Origin of the sequence: Sphingobacterium sp. 40-24, from assembly GCF_001899705.1 — a bacterium.
In the GTDB taxonomy this organism is placed as follows: Bacteria; Bacteroidota; Bacteroidia; order Sphingobacteriales; family Sphingobacteriaceae; genus Sphingobacterium; species Sphingobacterium multivorum.
This window is the reverse complement of the sequence record NZ_MKWH01000064.1, coordinates 14,163-34,591: the sequence shown is the minus strand read 5'-3', so window position 1 is coordinate 34,591 and position 20,429 is coordinate 14,163. Positions and strand designations below refer to the sequence as shown.

Sequence of the window (20,429 nt, the reverse complement as noted above, 5' to 3'; positions counted from 1 at the left end):
CTTTTTTTATATCAATAACTTTAATGTTTCAAAGTTGCGCACTTTACTTTACATTCCCCATCAATTTACGTACAACAGGAGATAAGGCTATAAGCACCACACCAGCAATCAAAGAATATAAGCCTAATTGTTTATAACTCTCCGTATAAGTCACCAGTTTGTCCGCCAATGAACTTCCTTCCTTAGCTTCAGCCATACTAGCACCGATCAAGCCCGCTACGTATTGACCGTAAGCACTTGCCAAGAACCACATGCCCATCATGATACCTTGTAATCTTGCTGGAGACAATTTCGTCATAATGGAAAGACCAATTGGTGATAGACAAAGCTCCCCAACGGTAATCACAAGCAGTGCAAGAGTAAAGACATCCAATGAGGTCATACCATCGTGAGCAAATAAACGCGTAGCAAATAGGACATAATAACCTAATCCCAAGAAAACAAAGCCAAGACCAAACTTAATAATGGTATTTGGCTCAAGTTTACGTTTGCCCAGCCAAATCCAAAAAAGACCAAAAAGAGGTGCTAATGCAATAATAAATAATGCTCCACCTGAATTGTTAACGCCATTTGGATCGAGCGTCATAACGCCCAATAAGGAATCATTCAAATGCTTAGCAGCAAAGATGCTTAAGGAACCGCCACTTTGCTCATATATACCCCAAAAAATAATCGAGAAAAGGATAAACACCAGCGCGGCAATTAATTTATTCCGCTCTTCAGCAGTCACTTTAGACATTTCATAAAAAAGATATAACAGCGTCAATGGGCCGATCGTGTACATAAAATAGTCTGTATACTGCGTTTTTGACACCATGATCTGAATAATAGGGATAAAAATCAACGTGGCAATATATACGGCATATTCTACCCATTTCGGTAATGCTTTCGTCTTTACTATGGCCTCAGGATCCCCAGGTTGAAGTCCAATTGGTCCTAAATGCCTTTTGGTAAAGTGAAAATTCACTAAACTAACCAACATGCCTACCGCCGCCAAACCAAAAGCAACATTCCAGCGATGTCCCTCAGAAATAATTGACGTCAGCATATATCCTTTACCGATCGCAACACAGATATATCCGCCTAAGAATGCGCCTAAATTTATTCCCGCATAAAACAAGGAAAAGCCGCCATCACGACGAACATCACCTTTTTTATACAGCTCGCCTACCATCGTCGATATGTTGGGTTTAAAGAAACCCGTACCTATAATGATAAATGATAAACCAAAAAAGAAATATTTATGCGGATCTGCTGCAAGAAATAAGCTTCCTACGATCATCAATAAGCCACCCCAGAATAAAGACTTTCTGAAACCAAGAATTTTGTCTGCAAACAGCCCTCCTATGAATGTAAACGCATATACAAATGCTTGTGTCGCTCCATACTGTAAATTGGCATCCTTTTCAGCAAAGTTTAGCTGTGTGATCATAAAGAACACCAACATCCCGCGCATACCATAGAAACAGAATCTTTCCCACATCTCGGAAAAAAACAAACTCCAGATTTGCCTTGGGTACTTCCCGTCAAAATTTTGAATCTCTTCTAGCGATTCCCTTGTACTAACCTCCATACTAATTTATATTAATCAAAAAAGCTTCTTTCGTAAAAGAAGCTTATATATTTGTTATTTAATTCCGTGCATCAATCGTTTAATCAATGGATTAAACAGCATTACTAACAGGCCTGCTAAGGCAGGAATTGCTGTAAATAAGAAGAAGAAATAACTCAAGGAGTGTTCCTCTTGGATGGTTTCCACTTGTCCTCCTAATACCGCTGCAACCTTCTGTGCAATAGCAATCGCCAAATACCATATTCCAAACATAAATGCGAGCATGCGAGCCGGCACCAATTTGGATACGTAAGAAAGACCTACCGGTGAAATAAATAATTCGCCCAATGTATGGAACAAATAGGTCAGCACCAAAAATACCATCGAGATTTTAGCCCCTTGGCTTATCCCCATAGATCCCAACCCGATAATAAAAAATCCTATCGCAACCAAAATCAAACCAAAGCCATATTTAAAGGCTGCCGATGGGTTATATTTGGACTCCCAAATTTTGGATACCGAGGAGGCAAGTGCAATGATAAAAAATGAGTTTAGGATCGAAAACCAGGAGACTTTAATTTCTGATGCTTCTTTATTGAATTCATTGTACAACATCCAGATTACTGCTCCCCAGATCAACCCAAAACAGATAAACAATACGATATTTGAAATGGCAATTTTGTTCCAGGTTACTTTTGCCAATTTAATCAGAACCCAAGAGATAATCGAAAGCGGTACAATCGTCAATAAACCATTTACCACATTAAAGGTCGTCAATGCAGCACCAGTAAGTGATCTATCAATATTATCTCTAGCCACAAGAACCAACGAAGTTGCCCCCTGCTCAAAGCTCATAAAAAAGAAGACCAAGAAAAACGCTAGCAACACGACCGCAAACATCCGATCCCTTACAACCTTATCATAACGCAAAATCCGTGTCACAATAAGATATATGAAGAGAATCAACGCCACAATGACCATAATATACTGACCTCTAAGAAACGGTGTATCCAAACCAGAAAACACATCAACAATACCATTCTTAGACAAAGGGTCATTGAAAGCATATACGAAACCGACAATAGAAACTATCGCGATCAATACATAATCCCGTATGGTAAATGGATTTCTGGTATCGGTATCCTCAGCGATAACTTTATGTTCCCCAGAGGTAGATTTAGTTAATACACCAAGATTTCCCATGAGCGGTTTTGCGAAAACAAACTGCAGTGTTCCCAAAAGCATAAAGATACCAGCCAAGCCGAATCCCCAATGCCAACCATACGTTTCGGCTATATATCCACATAGCATCATGCCAAAGAAAGCACCAGCATTGACCCCCATGTAGAATATGGTATAAGCTCCATCTTTTTTCTCTGGTAGATCTTTATACATTTCACCTAAGATAGAAGGCATATTGGGTTTGAAAAAACCTGTTCCAATAACTAAACAGATCAAACCCAGAAAAAACATAATGGAAGTATCAAAGGCCATGGCAGCATGTCCTAGCGTCATAATCGCCGAACCGATGATCACAGCTTTCCGTGATCCAATATATTTATCCGCTATAATCCCTCCTAGAATAGGAGTTAAATAGAGCATCATGGCATAGGTTCCATAAAGTGCTCCCGCTTGTTGTGCAGTCCAGGACCATCCCGAGAAAGGACTACCTTGAATAACTGCAGCAGTTAAAAACTGCATTAAGAGTACACGCATCCCGTAGAACGAAAAACGTTCCCACATTTCAGTAAAGAAAAGGACAAAGAGTCCTGAACGCTGTCCCAATACATTTGACTTAAAAAAATCAGTCGACGGGCTATTCGTTATATCCCCGTTTAATCTCCCCATAAATAATCAACCTTTATTTTTTGATAAAATACTTACAAAGAAACAAAAACAAAATCACTTTTGACCAAAATAAAGTTGCATAAACAAAAAAAGGCAACCCATTTGGATTGCCTTTTCGGTAACATTTTTAATATGCCTTATCTTTTGTGCAATTGCTCATAAAGATCAATAACCTTTTTCTGCAATTCAATTACTTCGCCATCGCGTTGTTGTAATTTTTGCGTCAAAGCATTCACCTCGTTCACATACTCTTTATCTTCTTCAGAATCTGAAGTAGATAAAAGTTGAACAACTGTCAAATTGAATAATTTTGAGATTTGATTCAGGCGAGACAAATTCACATCTGTAATCCCTGTTTCAATTTTAGAAAATGCTGGGATTGAGATATCCAATCGTTTTGCAACATCCTCTTGACTCCACCCCTTTTGGTGTCTAAGTAATCTGATTTTTTTTCCTAATGCATTCATCTGGTAGATATTTTAAACAAAAATAATAAATTACAATTTAATTTACATTAAATTATAATTTTTTCTCTAAAAATCTCTAAAAAACCGATCAGCCAGCACAGACAAATTAACCCCATTATAATTATTTAAACTCATAAGAAGTAAATTGTAACCTTTTGATTTGACACCATCTAAAAATGAATAGAGCCCATCCAAACTCACAACAACCTCTAAATCAGGGTTATTAAAATTATCCTTAATATTATTGGGGACACTTTCGATATCTTTATTAAGTTCTTTACAGGAATTTATATTCACGTAGACCACAGAGACATCCGACTCTTTCATTGAGTTTGCATATTGTAACAAAAACGATGAATCTAAACTATCATACGAGTTTAATTCGATAATTGTAACCAATTTCTGATTAGGAAATTGCTCTTTCACGGCGTGAATACTTGACTTCACTTTATCCGCATTACAGGCATAATCCTGATAAACCACAGATCCTTCCGAGCTTGCAACAAACTCCAAATAACGAATCGAAGTATTAAAACTTTTTATGGCCTCAAAGAACTCTTTCTTTTTGATCCCCAACCATTCGCAGATCGTATACGCCCCAGCAATATTAGATAGGTTGTGCTTACCAAACACTTGCAATGGAACGTCGCCATCCGGTGTATTGATGTAAGTCACCCCCTTATTAATTGTATAATCAGGAATCTTATAGCCATGTCTATTGATCTTACAATCTTTTGTATCTTGAAGAACCTTCTGTAACACAACATCTTCCTTATTATAAATTAAGGTACCTTTAGGCGGAATTGAGTCAATAAAATCTTCAAATTGTTTAATATATTCCTCTTGAGATATTTTCGAGTTAAACTCATTCCATACAATACCCGAAATTAACGCTATATTCGGTTTATAATACAAAAATTTGGACTTCGGATCAATCTTAGATGAAACATATTCATCTCCTTCGATAATAATAATCTTATTATGCTTAGTAATATCGACCAACTTATCAAAGCCTCTTAATTGAGCTCCTACCAAATAGTCAAATTCTTTTCCTAGAAATCGCATAACATGCATCACCATGCTCGTTATGGTTGTCTTACCGTAACTTCCAGCGATAACCACCCGGATTTTATCCTGCGAAAGCTCTTGTATAAATTCTGGAAAAGAATAAATTTTAAGACCTAATTCCTGGGCCCGCTTTAATTCAGGATTATCTGCCTGGGCATGAGCGCCCAAGATCACAGCATCAATATCCTCCGTCACTTTTTCTGCAAACCACCCCAATTGATTAGGAAGCAATCCTGCTTCAATCAAATGAGAACGGGAGGGCTCTACGATCTGATCGTCAGAACCGGTCACTTGATGCCCTTGTTTTGCCAATGAAATAGCAAGGTTATGCATCACACTACCACCTATTGCTATAAAATGAATCCGCATAGCTAAATTATCGCTTCACAAACTTGGCTGCACACCAATTATTTAAAACTTTATTGGAGATAAACTCAAAACCCAATGTGGTCGCCGCATCGCTTAAGATTGCTAAATCTTCCTGCTCATAGAAACCACTTAGGTACAGCTCACCCCCTGTACGAATGCTCAAGGCATACTGAGGTAATTGTTCTAAAAGAATGTTACGGTTAATATTTGCCAAAATCACATCAAAAACCCGACCGGCCAAAACTTCGTAAGATCCACAGAGCGCTTCGATATGCTCAACATGATTGAGTGCCCTATTTTCGATTACACTTTCAACACATATCTCATCATAATCCACAGCCAATACAGCTTTCGCGCCTTTTTTTGATGCTAAAATGGCCAATATCCCTGTACCGCAGCCCATGTCCAAAACCTGCTTGCCCATAAAATCATTCTCCAAAATATACTGAAGCATCATCGAAGTTGTTTGATGATGGCCTGTTCCAAAAGACATCTTCGGATCTATAATGATTTCATAGGGAAACTCAGGTTTGGCCTCATGAAAAGTTGCACGCACATAGCATTGCCCTCCTACCTCTATTGGGTTGAAATTGCTTTCCCACAATTTATTCCAATTCTGATTTTCTATTTCCTGTATCTTATAATCGACCTCCAGGCCTTCATAAGGTTGAAGCATCAGCGTTTCTAATGCTTGCAAGTCAAGATTTGCAGCTGAAATATAAGCTGCAAATCCAGATTCGGTATCCTCAAAAGTATCAAAGCCAATATCAGCCAAATCAGATATCAACAAATCCTTCTGCCATTCTTCACCTGATCGCATTTGAAAGATAACCTCTACGTATTTCATTTCTAAAAATTAGCCGTTAAATACTTTAGCGATATCAATAAAATCTCTCGATTTTAAAGAAGCACCTCCAATCAAACCACCATCGATGTCGGCTTGAGCAAACAAATCTTTTGCATTACCTGGATTACAAGACCCTCCATATAGAATACTTGTATTATCAGCAATCTCCTGACCATATTGATCAGCTAACACCTCACGAATAAATTTATGAACTTCCTGTGCTTGCTCAGGGCTAGCTGTCAAGCCAGTACCAATTGCCCAAACTGGTTCATATGCCAACACCACAGCTGCAAAAGCTTCTTTAGACAAGTGGAACAATCCATCTGTCAATTGTGTTTTGATCACATCAAAGAAAGCTCCAGATTCGCGTTCCTCTCTTGTTTCTCCAATACAGAATATTGGGGTTAAATCATGCTTTAATGCAATATCCACTTTAGATGCCAACAATGCATCAGTTTCACCAAAATAAGCACGTCTTTCAGAGTGACCTAAAATAACATGTGAAGCACCTACTGATTTTACTTGTGAAGCCGAAATCTCACCTGTATAAGCACCCGACTCCGCTTGGTGAATATTCTGAGCACCAATATTTACATTCGCGACATTTTTAGACAGTTGCCCAAGACTTGACAAATGAATAAATGGACTACAAACAACCAATTCCTGGTTTCCAATCACTTCATCTTTGGCCATATTGATAATTTCAGAAAACAAGCTCAATCCTGATTGATAGTCTAAATTCATTTTCCAATTACCAGCTACGATTTTTTTACGCATGATTTTACGATTTAATTATATTTTTTGTTAAGTTGATTCAATTTATCTTTAATCTGCTCCGTGAGCTCTTCCCCTTTTGATGCATACAGCGTCTCTAGATATGCCATAAACTTATCAAATTCATAAGTCTGAGCACCTCCGTCAAACACCCAAGCAAATGACGGTACAAATTTAGCATAAAAACTTGTATCTGCTAGCATGCTTGCAATTCCAATTACTGTTCCTGTATTTAAAGCCGAATTGATGCCAAGGCGAGTATAGTCTCCAATAAAGGCACCGCATTTTAAAAGACCTGTATCCCGAACACTATCTAATGCATAATCGTAAATTGAAACAGTCTTTAAGTTATTCTTCAAATTGGAATTAGAGGTACCAGCTCCTAAATTACACCAATCTCCTATTACCGAGCACCCTAGATAACCATGATGCCCCTTGGCCGAAAAATCACCAATGACCGAATTCCCGATCTCTCCCCCAATAACACTCTGCTTCCCTACCGAAACATTCCCATAAATCGTAGCGCCCATTTTTACAACGGCTCCTTTACCAAGATATAATGGACCACGCAAATGCGCGCCCTCCATAATTGTAACATCTTCATCGATATATATGGGACCTTGTAGGGTATTGAGCGTAGCACATTCCATGCTAACACGATCAGCTACATAAAGATCATTACCCAACAATTGATTTGTTCCAGATATACTGGACGACTGAACACTTTGTACCAGATGATTGAAATCATGTGTTATTTCAGTTCCTGTGAGCAAAAACAGATCTTCTATCCCTTTTAATAGATCAACAGATATATCAACCTCTTGCACACGATAAGAGTCCTTATGCGTATAACAACAAGCTAAAACGTATCCGTCCTGTACAAGGACCTCTCCTACACGCAAGCGCTGTAGAAGCTGTAATAAGGCTACTGACGGAATAACGTTCTCAGACACCCATATAAGCCCCTCCTTATCCGCATCGTTGGCAACATAGTGTACATCAAATTTTAAAGCTAATTTTCGCCATTTCTCCCGTAAAGTCAGTATACCAACCCGAAGGTCCAAACAAGATTTCACGAAAGTAAATGGATAAAGACTCTTTCTATCAAAAGTAGTTAATGGGGTGCTAAGCTTATCCAACAATTGGATCGAATCAAAGCAATCTGTAAAGAAGATTTTCACAAATTAAAAATAACAAAAAAAACCCGACAAATTATATTTATCGAGTTCTTAATATTGTAATATACAGATCTGCTACAATTATTTTTTGTTGTAACGGTTACGGAATTTGTCGATACGACCAGCAGTATCAACCAATTTCATTTTACCTGTATAGAAAGGGTGTGATGTATGAGAAATCTCTAATTTTACAACTGGATACTCATTTCCGTCTTCCCAAGTAATAGTCTCTTTTGTATCAACACAAGATTTTGTAATAAAAGCATAGTCATTTGACATATCTTTAAATACAACTAATCTGTAATTTGAAGGATGCAAATCTTTTTTCATTATTATTATGATTACGTATATTCAATTATTGAGGTGCAAAGATAACTTATAAAAATGTAACTTACAACAATTACGAAGAATAATTAGTTGAAATTTTCCACATTTTGGTTAACAGCACTTATCAAGGGTACAAATGTAACAATCTTTATCCTAACCAAAGAATAATTTTGTTTATCGACTTTTTTACCTAACTTAACTTACTACAATTAAATCACTTACATAATTATGAGCAAATTAGATGAAAAAATTGCTGCATATGTTGCAGAATCAAAAAAGCTAGGCTTATCATTAGATGAAGCATTTATTGCAAAAGTAACAAAAGGAATAGGACCTTCCATTTACAATGCAGACTCGGAAACCATTGCTGCATCAGATCCCGAAGAACTTAACCGTGTCAAACAAAACTTTTTGATCAAAAAATTAGGCCTAAAAGATGGCCCTGATTTAGACAAGGCACTAGAGGAAGTGATTACCGCTATTGGCAAATCCAATAAAAATAAATACCGTGTATTAGTATATGCTTTATTGGCAAAGAAATTCAAAAAAGAATCTGTTTACCAATAAGCATCACCTTTTTTCACTCAACTCCTAACCAAAGACCATTTCTCCAAAAAACTCAGGGAGATGGAAATTAGGAGTTGGGTTTTCTATTTTATTCCAAGATATAAAATGTGGTTGTTTGAGATGATCACCACATTTGTAAAAATTCCCATGTATCCGTTTACCTTTCAGGTCTACAACATTGTCAAACTGAAATACAGCAAGTGGAATGACCTCAATCATACTCCATCGCTTATCGGAACCATTACGCTCAATTAAAGAGTAAGTACGCACCTGTTCTATTGTTGTACTATCCAATCGATTTCTATTTGCCTTTTCGGCCGGACCATAACCGATCAAGCCTGTTCCAATTAGATTAAATTCCAGGTTATAATAATGTTCGCGTCCATCAAAAGAAATAAAGAACTCCACACAGCTATCTTCCCATACATTTTGATTTGTTTCGGAATAATTACCCCGAAGTTGTTCTTCGACGACATCATATTGCAACACAAGATACTCCTGGGTATAGCCAATCTTAAATTGTACCTGAGGTTTATACGGGAAAGATTCGCTCCAGTTATTAAACTCCAGCGAATGCGATTCAAAATTGCTCAAGAGCTTCGACAAAGTATGATAATCAAGTGTATTGGCCAGCTCCGCTGCGATAGGCAAAATGGTTAGTTTTTTCATTCGAATATTTTTTTACAGAAAAAAGAAGCTTCATCTACGCGATGGAAGCTTCTCAATAGGATTAAAGGTATAAAATTGTTAAATGCAATCAAAAACTACCTTCCGCATAAATGCTTCATTCTTTTCCATCTCTTCAACCAATTTCAATTGCGTATTTGTACGCACCAGATTATGGTCATCATATTTAGTCTTGTAGTAATGATCTCCTTCCAAATAGTCCGTTAAGAAACGTACTCCTTGCATATAGGGCAATAAGAAGGCCCCATCGACTAATGTTTCTTTCTCTAAAGTTGTCAAGAAGTCATTAGCTTCCTCCAAATAACCTTCGGCATAGGCCTTATATAAGGCAAGATTTAGCAGAATTTTCGAAACATCCATCTCATCTTCGGCAACAGGGTTAATAATCGTCCGAATCGCATCCCCAAAATCGTATGCCACATAGCCTGGCATAACTGTATCCAAATCGATCACACATTGCATCTTATCGTGGCGATCTAAGAGCACATTATTAAACTTGGTATCATTATGTGTAATGCGCAGTGGAAGTTCCCCCTTGTTACCAAGTTCAAGAATGGTTTTCATTCGATCTTCACGACTAAAGATAAAATCCAATTTGTCCTTTACCGACGCTACACGTTGGCACACATCTTTAGCGATTGCTTTTCGAAGATTTTCAAGTCTAAACTCTATATTATGAAAGTTGGGAAGTACTTCAACGATCAACGAAGCATCTAAATCCGACAGCTGTTTTTGAAACAACCCAAAAGCACGGCCACCTTCGGCTGCTTGGACTTCAGTCTCTACAATATCATAGCTTTTCGTATCCTCTATGAGAATAAACATGCGCCAATAATTATCCTGACTATCTTTTATATATAATTCCCCACCTTTTGTAGGAACAATTGTCAATACATGATCGCTGATTCTTTTTCCTTCAGCGACTTTAACTTTTTTGCTAAGATGCTTGGTGACAATCTCAATATTATGCATTAATCCATCCACGTTCGGAAAAACATGGTGATTAATACGTTGTAATAAATGCGATATACCGCTATCTACAGTAGTAACTACACGATAGGTATCATTGATATGACCAGAACCAAACGGTTGCACTGAAATGATATCTCCTTCTAATGTGAATTGTTTTGCTGCGCTCTCTACTACTAATTGGTTAAAATCAGACATTAAACTATGTTTTTTAAATCATCAATGTGCTTGCAATATCACAAATTGAATTAATAAATGATAATTTTTATTTCAATCAAACGTTTGCATGAAATTTAATAAAATTAAGCAAACGTTTGCACTTTCATTTATCCCAAATGAAATAATATATTTGTTAATAGTACCCAGTCTCAAAGACTGTTTTCAAACAAGTAAATAACTAATATACAAACTCCTTATATCTCAAAACAATGGATAGAAGAAATTTCATAAAATCGACTGCCATCACTACAGCTGGAATCGGTGTCCTTTCAAGTACAGAATTATTTGCCCAAACAAATGGCAAGATAAAAATCGGTTTTATTGGTGTGGGTCTTAGAGGACGTAATCACGTTCAAATTGCCCTAAACAGAGATGATTTAGAAATTGTGGCTGTCTGTGACACCCAAGAAGAATCTCTAGCACAATGCCGTAAACAATTCAACGCAAAAGGCACCAAACTTCCAAAAGAATATACTGGTGGCGTTGATGCTTACAAAAAGATGCTAAGCAATGAAAAATTAGATGCTGTCATTATTGCAACACCTTGGCAATTCCACAAAAACCAAGCTATTGACGCAATGAAAGCTGGACTATACGTAGGTTGCGAGGTTATAGCAGGTCTAACGCTACAAGATCACTGGGATATTGTGAAAGTATCCGAAGAAACCGGAAAGCCTTACATGACCCTAGAAAATGTGGCATTCCGTCGTGACGTACTTGCTGTATTGAATATGCACAGACAAGGACTATTTGGTGAATTGTTGCACCTGGAAGGCGGTTATCAACACGATTTACGCGAAGTATTATTCAATGACGGAAAAGCGTATTATGGCCATGGCGTTGAATACGGCCCGAAAGCGATTTCTGAGGCACAATGGCGTACACAGTTCAATATCGATCAAGATGGTGATCTATATCCTACCCACGGTTTAGGTCCAATTATGCAATTTGCAGATATCAACAAAGGCAACAGATTCACCCATATCACTTCGTACTCAAGTAAAGCCCGTGGATTGGCAGCCTATGTCAATAAAGTTTCCCCAGGACACCCCAACGGTAAGATCAATTACAAAAATGGTGATATCACACAAACGATGTTACAATGTGCAAATGGAGAAACCATGTTATTAACGCATGATACACACTTGCCAAGACCTTACTCTATCGGCTTCCGCGTACAAGGAACAGATGGTATTTGGATGGATGTTGCAAAAGGTATTCACATCGAGGGTAAATCCAAACCACACACGTGGGATTCTGCAGATGAATGGGTAAAGAAATACGATCACCCAATCTGGCAAAAATATGAAGCGGTAGCAAATGGTTCTGGTCATGGTGGCATGGACTGGTTTGTATTCAATGCGTTCATTCAGGCAGTAAAACAAAAGGTACAGACGCCAATTGACGTATATGATTCAGTAACCATGAGTGCTGTATTCCCATTATCTACCGAGTCTATTGCAAAAGGAAATAAAACGTTGGAATTCCCTGATTTCACAAAAGGAAAATGGAAAACCAAGAAAAATACTTTTATGTTAGATGACAGTGGAATGTAATTGAAAAAACATTCTTATTATTATAAAAGCCGTATTGAAAGATATACGGCTTTTTTTATGGATGCTTGACATAATCATAATAATCCTACTTTTTAGCTGGTCTTTTCCGTAAATTAGCACTAGCAAACAACTTTTTCAACTCATTATGCTTACCGAAGCAATTATTATTTTAGTCCTGATTATTCTAAACGGAATACTATCGGCATCAGAAATATCCATCGTATCCAGCAGAAAGGCAAGGCTACAGGCTGAAAGCGATAAAAACAATGCGGCAGCCAAAATAGCGCTAAACCTAAAAGAATCGCCCAACAACTTTCTATCCACTGTACAAATAGGCATTACCCTTATCGGCATTCTAACCGGTTTTTTTTCTGGTGGTAGTATTTCCACATATCTAGTCGGCATATTTAATAAATCCAGTATTATAGCCCCCTATAGCGAACAGCTCGCTGTAATCATTGTCGTCTTTATCATCACCTACTTTTCGTTGGTGCTTGGTGAATTAGTCCCCAAACGTATCGGTATGGCTATTCCGGAGAAGTATGCCATGCTAATCGCTTATCCGATGAACCTGCTCAGCAAAATCGTACGACCATTTGTATGGCTACTCAGTATGTCGACAGAGTTTATTGTCAAAATACTCAATATCAAGAGTAGCGGCAATAGTGTCACGGAAGAAGAAATTAAGGCGCTAGTAGACGAAGGTGTCGACAGTGGTGTCATCGAAGGTATTGAGCACGATATCGTCGACCGTCTATTGAGTTTAGGAGACAAAAAGGCGGTCAACCTAATGACTCATCGCAAAAACATTGTTTTTTTGGATCTGGAAGATTCTTTTGAAGAAAACAGAAAGATCATACTGGACAACGATCATTCCATCTACCCGGTCTGTGAAGGTGGACTCGACAATATTAAAGGTGTTGTTCATGTAAAGTCTTTACTACGACAATGCCTCCAAAACGAACCATTTGATCTAAGAACGCTCATGTTACCCATCAAATTTGTGAACGAATTTAGCTCATCTTATAGCATCATGAATACCCTGCGCACCTCCAGTATACATCAGGCGGTTGTCATTGATGAATATGGTTCGCCACAGGGAATTATTACGTTACGGGATATCGTTGGCGATTTGGTAGGTAACATCACAGAAAGCGACCTAAGTGCCCGACCGACAATACGTCAATTGGAAAACGGCGATTATGTTGTCGACGGACAATATCAGATCGAGGACCTTTTGGATGAATTTGAAATCGGTCTTTCTGAGGAAGACGAAGATGAGATCAACAATGTAACTACTGTAGGAGGCCTAGTGTTCCTAAGATTAGATCACGTGCCCGAAGAAGGCGAACGTGTCCGATTTAAAAATTTAGTTTTCGAAGTGCTTGATATGGATGGCCACCGCATCGATAAACTACTTTTGAAAGTGGAGGAATAAAAGAATATAAAAAGCGGTTGGTTGATCGATGTACTGATCAGCCAACCGCTTTTATATGCTCACCTTCTACAACAATTTAGTTGATGCCGTGCATCATTTTTTTCAATAAGGGGTTAAAGATGATCAACAACAATGCAGTAACTCCCGGAACTATTGCAAATATCATAAAGAAGTAAGACATCGAATGTTCTTCTGTAATGCGATCAATGTATGACCCTAAAAATCCACCGATAAAATTGGCAATAGCCGAAGCACAGAACCAACAACCGAAAAGAAGTCCCAAAAATTTCTTTGGAGAAAGCTTACTGACATAAGACAAACCAACAGGTGACAAACAAAGCTCTCCTGCAGAATGGAAAAAATAGGCGATTACAAGCCAGATCATACTGACAGAGGCTGTCTTGGCACCTTGGGGAATTTCACTCGCCCCATAAGCCAATGCTGCAAATCCGATACCTACTAATATTAAGCCCAATGCAAACTTAACAGGACCAGACGGATTCCATATTTTTTCCCAGAATTTACTAAATGACGATGCCAGTGAAATGATAAAAAATGCATTCAAAATCTGAAACCATGAAGCGCCGACTTCTGATCCAGTTATTCCTATTTCTCTAAAGACTTTCCAAAGTCCTAAGCACCAAATTATACCAAACGAAATACCAGTAAATAAAATCGTTAATGGATATTGTTTATATATCTTTCTAGCCAATGCTGTTAAAACAATTGTGACTATAACAATAGGCACAATGGTCAAAATAGTATCAATCCATTTAAATGTCACCGCCGAACTTCCAGACAGAACCCTTTGCGTATAGTCCTTGGCAAAGATTGACATCGATCCTCCTGCCTGTTCAAAAGACAGAAAGAAAACTACACTAGCCAACATGAATATGGTGACGACGATCAATCTATCTCGGACAACATGTGCTGGAATGACCTCTTCCTCTTCTTCGTGATTCTTGATCTTTTTTTCATGGTAAGCCTGAAGTGCTTTAGGAGAATCTCCGATGATACCAAATATCTTTTGTCCAAAATAGAATTGCAACATACCAAAGAACATAAACACTCCAGCAAGTCCGAATCCATAATGCCAACCGATCTTCTCACCAATGTAACCACATAATAGCATTCCTAAAAATGATCCGGCATTGATTCCCATATAAAATATGGTATAACCAGCGTCCTTTTTAGGACTTTGATCTGGGTAGAGATTTCCCACCATGGAAGAAATATTAGGTTTAAACATCCCGTTTCCTAGGATCATTAAGACAAGACCTAGATAAAAGAAATTTGAATTTACGCCCTCAAATGCCATAGACAAATGCCCCAAGGTCATGACCAAAGCTCCGATCAAAATTACCTTTTTAAAACCGGTTAGCTTATCCGCTATCATTCCACCGATCAATGGTGTCAAATAGACGAAACCAGTATACAAACCGTAAAGTTTCATGGCCCGTTCATTACTCCATTCCCATCCTCCATCAGCAATGGAACTTATTAAAAATAAGGTCAACAATGCCCGCATACCGTAGTAGCTAAACCGCTCCCACATCTCTGTAAAGAATAGCACAAATAATCCGGCAGGATGTCCATTTACCATCTTGTCATCGATCCCCTGCTTAGCAAGATGCGCTACAAGAACTTGATCTTTTTCTTGATTCATATAATTTCAATAATTGTTTTATAACTCAGGTTTTGTTTTTATTTTGATAAAAATCGCTTGAAGATACACTATTTTTCTATGAATTAATCAATTCCATGCATCATCTTTTTTATTTTTTTGTTGCCTAGAATAAGAAATACAGCAGCCACCATAGGGATCACTGTAAACACAGCAAAGAAGTAAGACATCGAATGAGATTCAGTAATCTTATCAATATACGACCCAATAAAGCCCCCTATAAAATTAGCTATGGCATTGGCACAAAACCAAAAACCAAACAATAACCCCAGGAATTTTTTGGGCGATAGTTTACTGACATAAGAAAGTCCAACCGGACCAATACACAATTCGCCCACTGTATGAAAAAAGTATGCCAATACCAGCCATATCATACTAACAGAGGCCGTCCTTGCACCGGTAGGAATCTCGGAGCTTCCAATAGATAGTGCCGCAAAACCAACTCCAACCAGTGTCAGTCCCATTGCAAACTTAATTGGACCAGAAGGATTCCATACTTTCTCCCAGATCTTACTAAATGATGTAGCCAGCGTAATGATAAAGAAAGAATTTAACATCGGAAACCAGGATACAGTAACTTCCGAATTCATACCATAATATTCCCGATAAACCTTCCAAAGACACAAGGACCAGATGATCACAAAAGAAATGCTCGAAAAAAGTATAATCATCGGGTATTTGCGTATGATTTTCTTCGCTAAAACAAACAGTACCCCAGTAATTACCACAATCGGCAAAACCGTCAATGCAGCGTCGAACCATTTAAATAAAACCGCCACGTCACCACTCAATACCCGCTGTGTATAATTTTTTGCAAAGATCGTCATCGAGCCACCCGCTTGTTCAAAAGCTAAATGGAAGACAATACTTGACAACATAAAAATGGCTATTACAAGCAAACGATCACGCACAATATGTTGCGGATTTTCTTCTTGACCCGCTGCAATATCGGTTAGCTCTTCTTGTTTCTCGGGTGTATTTCCAATCTTTCCGAAGATGCGCTGCGCAAAATAAAATTGCAACATTCCCAAAAACATAAATATTCCGGCAAGCCCAAAACCATAATGCCAGCCGATCTTCTCACCAATATAGCCGCATAGCATCATACCCAAAAATGCCCCTCCATTGATACCCATATAAAAAATGGTATACCCCGCATCCTTTTTACCGCCTTTATCCGGATATAATTTTCCTACCATCGAAGAAATATTGGGTTTGAACAGACCATTTCCCAAAACAATCAGCACCAACCCTGCCAAAAAAAAGCTTTTATTAAATCCCTCTAAAGCCATAGCGATATGCCCGAGAGTCATAATTATAGCCCCCACCATAATGGATTTTTTATATCCTGTAAGACGGTCGGCTATAATCCCGCCGAACAAGGGCGTTAAAAACACCATCCCCGTGTACAAACCGTAAAGCTTCATCGCTTCGGAGTTGGTCCAGCCCCATCCTTGTTGGGCGATGGTAGAAACTAGAAAATTCACCAACAGCGCCCGCATACCATAGTAGCTAAAACGCTCCCACATCTCTGTGAAGAATAATACGAACAAGCCGGCTGGATGCCCTTGTACCAATACATGTTCCGCCCCTACTTTTTGCAAATGGGTTTCAAGAACAGCATTTTTTTCAAAATTCATGTTTTTTTTAGTCGTTATTTTTCAAAATAAGGTAGTGCGATTTCCATTTATAAGTATACCATCAGTAAATGGAAAAATCCGATGGTCCTCTACACCAAGAAAGTAGTTATTCACTCATCTTCATATACTCAAGCAAGATAGTGAAGATTTTAATAGGTTTCTAACAAATGGACTTCAGTTTTTTTTCGTTGTGGCATCCGAGCAACACATCAATTCAAACCTATTTAACTATTCGAGTTCTTTCCATTGACAGAAAAGAACTCGAAAAGTTAAATTTTAAATCAAAGGACGCAAACGTTCCAATAATTTTTTAGTAGCAAAAATACCCTCTTCCTCACTCAACTTACTTCCCTCATATTCAATCCCCACATAACCTTTGAATTTTGCTTTTTTAACAATCTTCAACATACGCTCATAGTCAATTTGCGTTTCATTACCATTGGCATCAAAATCATGTGTTTTGGCACTCACACCATGCGCATAAGGCATTAAATCCGTTACACCTTGGTAACGATCATACTCATAGAAATTACCAAGATCGGGTAAACTTCCACAATATTTACTACCCACTGCTTTTAATGTATTGGCCAACCAGTCACCATGCGAAGAGATACCACCATGGTTTTCTACAATTATGCTAATGCCCGCTTTTTTACCGATATCAGATAGTGTTGTTAAACTTTCAACAACACGCTTACTCACTTCCTCAGGCGTTCCTTTTCCAGCCGCATTGACACGAATGGCATGACAACCTAAGAAATTAGCTGCAGAAATCCACTTATAATGGTTTTGCACAGCTTGTTTTCTCTTTGTTTCATCTTCGTCACCGAGATTTCCTTCACCATCAATCATAATGAGTACATTACGTACACCATTATCTTTCGCGCGCATATTTAGCTCAGTAAGGTAATTATTATCATTAGCCTTATCCTTAAAAAACTGATTCACATATTCCACCCCATAGATACCGTATTTTTTGGCAGCCAATACTGGAAAATCCAAATTGTTCAAATCTCCCTTAAACAAGGATTTATGCAATGACCATTCAGCCAAGGAAATGTCAAACCAATCTTTCTTTGCTGCCGCAAAACTCTCCAATGAGGGAGCTAATGCTATACCAGCAGATGCTAGCGCAAGGTTTTTAAGAAAATCTCTTCTTGAATTCATGTGTTTAGATTTAATGTGTTATTTAAATATTTCCCCAGCCAGTGGTCAACACATCAACGAGGTGCATCGTCTGAATGGGTAATTTATGTTTATCGATATAAGATTGAAGCTGTAGCAAACAAGATGAATCAGTGGAAATAATATAATCCGCATTCAGATCAAGTGCATTGCGCACTTTTTGCTCAGCCATTGCTGCGGATATTCCTTCGAATTTAACGGCAAAACTTCCCCCAAACCCACAACATGTCTCGCTATCTTTCACCTCCACCATCTCCAAACCTAAGACCTTACTCAATAATTTCCGTGGTTCCTCTTTAATTTTGCACTCTCGCAAAGCCGAGCAAGAATCATGGTATACCGCAACACCCTCCAATTCAGCTCCAAAATACTCTTTTTTTAGCACGTTTACTAAAAAATCAGAGATTTCCATCACCTGTTGTTGTATTTTATGACATTGATGGGAATCTGCCGAATTTGCGAATAAATCATTATAAGCATGTCGTACCATACCAGTACAGGACGCCGAAGGAGAAATAATCACATGATCTCCCGAGAAGTCACCTAAAAACTTCCGTCCGACCTGTTTCGCATCATCCCAAAATCCAGCATTATAGGCCGGCTGGCCACAGCATGTCTGCTCAGGATTATAGACGACCTCGCAACCGACTTTTTCTAATAAACGAACCGTATTAAAAGCGGTTTCAGGGTAAAGCTGATCTATAAAACAAGGAACAAAAAGTTCTACTTTCATATGCAATTCAATCAATAAAATTAAGATTTATTGGATACTAATATCCGGACCAAAAGTAACAATCCAATTACAAAAAATAAAGAAAGAACCAATGCCGAATATCGAATATTATGTGTTACCTGTTCTATAAACCCGAATGAGAATAATCCAATGACAATAGCAACTTTTTCTGTAACGTCATAAAAAGAGAAGAAAGCCGTCGTATCTTTAATATCCGTCGGAATTAACTTAGAATAGGTTGAACGTGATAAGGACTGAATCCCGCCCATAACTAAACCGACCAGTGCAGCAATTATATAAAACTGAAGTGGAGTAGATAAATAAAATGCTGCAATACAGATGCCGATCCAGATCATCACCACAACGATCAACACCTTAATATTTCCAAAAAGCGTAGATAAATAAGACATTAAAAATGCACCTAAGATAGCCACGAGCTGGATGAGAAGAATTGTCGCAATCAACCTTTCTGCGCCTAAATGCAAAATTTTCTCTCCAAAAGAAGAGGCTACAATCATCAAGGTCTGAACACCAATTGCATAAAAGAAAAAAGCCGGCAAAAACTGTTTTATTTCTGGAATACCTTTGATCTTTTGGATAACATGGCCGAATTCATTCCGTACATTCTGTACAAAACTCTTACCGGTGTTATTCTCGGTCGCATCAATTTTAGGCAGGTATTTAAAAGGGATCATTGAAAACCCAAGCCACCACAATCCGACCATTAGAAACGATATGCGAGCCGGTAGTGAAGCATCTGTAATACCAAACCATTCAGGTTTAAGCACCACTATAAAACAAAGAATCTGTAAAGTGACACAGCCAATATATCCATAAGCAAAACCTTGCGCACTCACCTTATCTTGTTGATCAACAGTTGCCAAAAGCGGTAAATAAGAATTGTTAAACAAAACACCACCAATATAGCCCATCGCCGCAAGAACAAAACATATGATACCAATTTCCAAGGTTTCAAGCTTGAAGAAAAATAAGCACATACATGCAACCGCTCCAACATAGGTAAAGAATTTCATAATCTGTTTCTTTTTCCCCTTTGCATCAGCGTAGGAAGAAATAAAAGGCAAAGAAAAAGACATCAGCAAATAGGCAAAAGCCAAAGAAAAATTGGAAAGTGCGGTATTGACGACTTCAATCCCAAAGAAACGAACAACATCACCATGCTCTTTTGTCGTCGTAATTGCGGTATAGTAAACAGGGAATATCGTGGAAGTAATAACAAGGTTGTAAGCAGAATTGGCCCAATCGAACATGGCCCAAGAACGAATCAATTTTTTATTGTTTTTTACAATTGCTTCCATTT

At 38.1% G+C, this 20,429-nt stretch carries 18 protein-coding genes; 3 read left to right on the top strand and 15 right to left on the bottom strand.

The features are described 5' to 3' along the window. Positions 1–43: 43 nt before the first annotated feature. The 8 genes from BGP15_RS24800 to BGP15_RS24765 all read right to left on the bottom strand — a co-directional run bounded on the left by BGP15_RS24800 (position 44) and on the right by BGP15_RS24765 (position 8,433). Entirely contained in the window at positions 44–1,573 is a 1,530-nt protein-coding gene (locus BGP15_RS24800; protein ID WP_286753187.1) for a peptide MFS transporter, read from the bottom strand. A 54-nt stretch (positions 1,574–1,627) separates the two neighbouring features. After that, positions 1,628–3,400, bottom strand: coding sequence for a peptide MFS transporter (locus tag BGP15_RS24795; protein WP_286770959.1), 1,773 nt, complete (start codon positions 3,398–3,400; stop codon positions 1,628–1,630). A 137-nt stretch (positions 3,401–3,537) separates the two neighbouring features. Continuing rightward, entirely contained in the window at positions 3,538–3,867 is a 330-nt protein-coding gene (locus tag BGP15_RS24790; protein WP_070566095.1) for a helix-turn-helix domain-containing protein, read from the bottom strand. 66 nt (positions 3,868–3,933) lie between these two features. Continuing rightward, entirely contained in the window at positions 3,934–5,304 is a 1,371-nt protein-coding gene (locus BGP15_RS24785) for a Mur ligase domain-containing protein (protein WP_286770958.1), read from the bottom strand. Between the two features lie 7 nt (positions 5,305–5,311). After that, on the bottom strand, positions 5,312–6,151 hold the full coding sequence (gene prmA / locus BGP15_RS24780; protein ID WP_046671772.1) for a 50S ribosomal protein L11 methyltransferase: 840 nt from the start codon (positions 6,149–6,151) through the stop codon (positions 5,312–5,314). Between the two features lie 9 nt (positions 6,152–6,160). Then, entirely contained in the window at positions 6,161–6,928 is a 768-nt protein-coding gene (gene tpiA / locus BGP15_RS24775; protein ID WP_070566100.1) for a triose-phosphate isomerase, read from the bottom strand. Positions 6,929–6,939: 11 nt separating this feature from the next. Continuing rightward, the gene (locus tag BGP15_RS24770) at positions 6,940–8,106 is read right to left on the bottom strand and encodes a putative sugar nucleotidyl transferase (RefSeq protein WP_286770957.1); all 1,167 of its coding nucleotides are present in this window, start codon (positions 8,104–8,106) and stop codon (positions 6,940–6,942) included. A 78-nt stretch (positions 8,107–8,184) separates the two neighbouring features. Then, on the bottom strand, positions 8,185–8,433 hold the full coding sequence (locus BGP15_RS24765; protein WP_046671774.1) for a type B 50S ribosomal protein L31: 249 nt from the start codon (positions 8,431–8,433) through the stop codon (positions 8,185–8,187). Between the two features lie 225 nt (positions 8,434–8,658). Here BGP15_RS24765 and BGP15_RS24760 point away from each other — a divergent pair, with 225 nt between their 5' ends. Next, entirely contained in the window at positions 8,659–8,997 is a 339-nt protein-coding gene (locus tag BGP15_RS24760) for a DUF2853 family protein (protein WP_046671775.1), read from the top strand. 24 nt (positions 8,998–9,021) lie between these two features. Here BGP15_RS24760 and BGP15_RS24755 read toward each other — a convergent pair whose 3' ends face one another. Both BGP15_RS24755 and BGP15_RS24750 read right to left on the bottom strand, forming a co-directional pair. Then, on the bottom strand, positions 9,022–9,666 hold the full coding sequence (locus BGP15_RS24755; protein ID WP_286770956.1) for a carbohydrate-binding family 9-like protein: 645 nt from the start codon (positions 9,664–9,666) through the stop codon (positions 9,022–9,024). 78 nt (positions 9,667–9,744) lie between these two features. Further along, entirely contained in the window at positions 9,745–10,851 is a 1,107-nt protein-coding gene (locus BGP15_RS24750; RefSeq protein WP_046671777.1) for a phosphotransferase enzyme family protein, read from the bottom strand. Between the two features lie 230 nt (positions 10,852–11,081). On the opposite strand from BGP15_RS24750, the gene BGP15_RS24745 reads away from it, so the two are divergent. Together BGP15_RS24745 and BGP15_RS24740 are read left to right on the top strand one after the other, a co-directional pair. Then, positions 11,082–12,428 (top strand): Gfo/Idh/MocA family protein, encoded by a 1,347-nt coding sequence (locus BGP15_RS24745; RefSeq protein WP_046671778.1) that lies wholly within the window; start codon positions 11,082–11,084, stop codon positions 12,426–12,428. A gap of 145 nt (positions 12,429–12,573) precedes the next feature. Then, positions 12,574–13,866, top strand: a complete 1,293-nt coding sequence (locus BGP15_RS24740) for a hemolysin family protein (RefSeq protein WP_201638674.1) — start codon at positions 12,574–12,576, stop codon at positions 13,864–13,866. Positions 13,867–13,942: 76 nt separating this feature from the next. On the opposite strand, the gene BGP15_RS24735 is transcribed toward BGP15_RS24740, so the two are convergent. From BGP15_RS24735 to BGP15_RS24715, 5 genes are all read right to left on the bottom strand, one after another. Beyond that, the gene (locus tag BGP15_RS24735; RefSeq protein ID WP_286770955.1) at positions 13,943–15,532 is read right to left on the bottom strand and encodes a peptide MFS transporter; all 1,590 of its coding nucleotides are present in this window, start codon (positions 15,530–15,532) and stop codon (positions 13,943–13,945) included. An 83-nt stretch (positions 15,533–15,615) separates the two neighbouring features. Beyond that, positions 15,616–17,190, bottom strand: a complete 1,575-nt coding sequence (locus tag BGP15_RS24730; RefSeq protein ID WP_083295945.1) for a peptide MFS transporter — start codon at positions 17,188–17,190, stop codon at positions 15,616–15,618. A 276-nt stretch (positions 17,191–17,466) separates the two neighbouring features. After that, positions 17,467–18,357, bottom strand: coding sequence for a TIM barrel protein (locus BGP15_RS24725; RefSeq protein ID WP_046672364.1), 891 nt, complete (start codon positions 18,355–18,357; stop codon positions 17,467–17,469). A 22-nt stretch (positions 18,358–18,379) separates the two neighbouring features. Further along, complete coding sequence (locus BGP15_RS24720) at positions 18,380–19,108, bottom strand: (Fe-S)-binding protein (RefSeq protein WP_070566110.1); 729 nt, start codon at positions 19,106–19,108, stop codon at positions 18,380–18,382. Positions 19,109–19,128: 20 nt separating this feature from the next. Continuing rightward, positions 19,129–20,427, bottom strand: a complete 1,299-nt coding sequence (locus BGP15_RS24715; protein ID WP_286770954.1) for an MFS transporter — start codon at positions 20,425–20,427, stop codon at positions 19,129–19,131. Positions 20,428–20,429 lie beyond the last annotated feature (2 nt).

Bases quoted from the DNA above. Each gene is read 5' to 3' on its own strand.
- tpiA (WP_070566100.1), bottom strand. From the start codon at position 6,928: ATGCGTAAAAAAATCGTAGCTGGTAATTGGAAAATGAATTTAGACTAT.
- BGP15_RS24795 (WP_286770959.1), bottom strand. From the start codon at position 3,400: ATGGGGAGATTAAACGGGGATATAACGAATAGCCCGTCGACTGATTTT.
- BGP15_RS24715 (WP_286770954.1), bottom strand. From the start codon at position 20,427: ATGGAAGCAATTGTAAAAAACAATAAAAAATTGATTCGTTCTTGGGCC.
- BGP15_RS24785 (WP_286770958.1), bottom strand. From the start codon at position 5,304: ATGCGGATTCATTTTATAGCAATAGGTGGTAGTGTGATGCATAACCTT.
- BGP15_RS24720 (WP_070566110.1), bottom strand. From the start codon at position 19,108: ATGAAAGTAGAACTTTTTGTTCCTTGTTTTATAGATCAGCTTTACCCT.
- BGP15_RS24740 (WP_201638674.1), top strand. From the start codon at position 12,574: ATGCTTACCGAAGCAATTATTATTTTAGTCCTGATTATTCTAAACGGA.
- prmA (WP_046671772.1), bottom strand. From the start codon at position 6,151: ATGAAATACGTAGAGGTTATCTTTCAAATGCGATCAGGTGAAGAATGG.
- BGP15_RS24800 (WP_286753187.1), bottom strand. From the start codon at position 1,573: ATGGAGGTTAGTACAAGGGAATCGCTAGAAGAGATTCAAAATTTTGAC.
- BGP15_RS24790 (WP_070566095.1), bottom strand. From the start codon at position 3,867: ATGAATGCATTAGGAAAAAAAATCAGATTACTTAGACACCAAAAGGGG.
- BGP15_RS24745 (WP_046671778.1), top strand. From the start codon at position 11,082: ATGGATAGAAGAAATTTCATAAAATCGACTGCCATCACTACAGCTGGA.
- BGP15_RS24735 (WP_286770955.1), bottom strand. From the start codon at position 15,532: ATGAATCAAGAAAAAGATCAAGTTCTTGTAGCGCATCTTGCTAAGCAG.
- BGP15_RS24765 (WP_046671774.1), bottom strand. From the start codon at position 8,433: ATGAAAAAAGATTTGCATCCTTCAAATTACAGATTAGTTGTATTTAAA.
- BGP15_RS24755 (WP_286770956.1), bottom strand. From the start codon at position 9,666: ATGAAAAAACTAACCATTTTGCCTATCGCAGCGGAGCTGGCCAATACA.
- BGP15_RS24760 (WP_046671775.1), top strand. From the start codon at position 8,659: ATGAGCAAATTAGATGAAAAAATTGCTGCATATGTTGCAGAATCAAAA.
- BGP15_RS24730 (WP_083295945.1), bottom strand. From the start codon at position 17,190: ATGAATTTTGAAAAAAATGCTGTTCTTGAAACCCATTTGCAAAAAGTA.
- BGP15_RS24725 (WP_046672364.1), bottom strand. From the start codon at position 18,357: ATGAATTCAAGAAGAGATTTTCTTAAAAACCTTGCGCTAGCATCTGCT.
- BGP15_RS24750 (WP_046671777.1), bottom strand. From the start codon at position 10,851: ATGTCTGATTTTAACCAATTAGTAGTAGAGAGCGCAGCAAAACAATTC.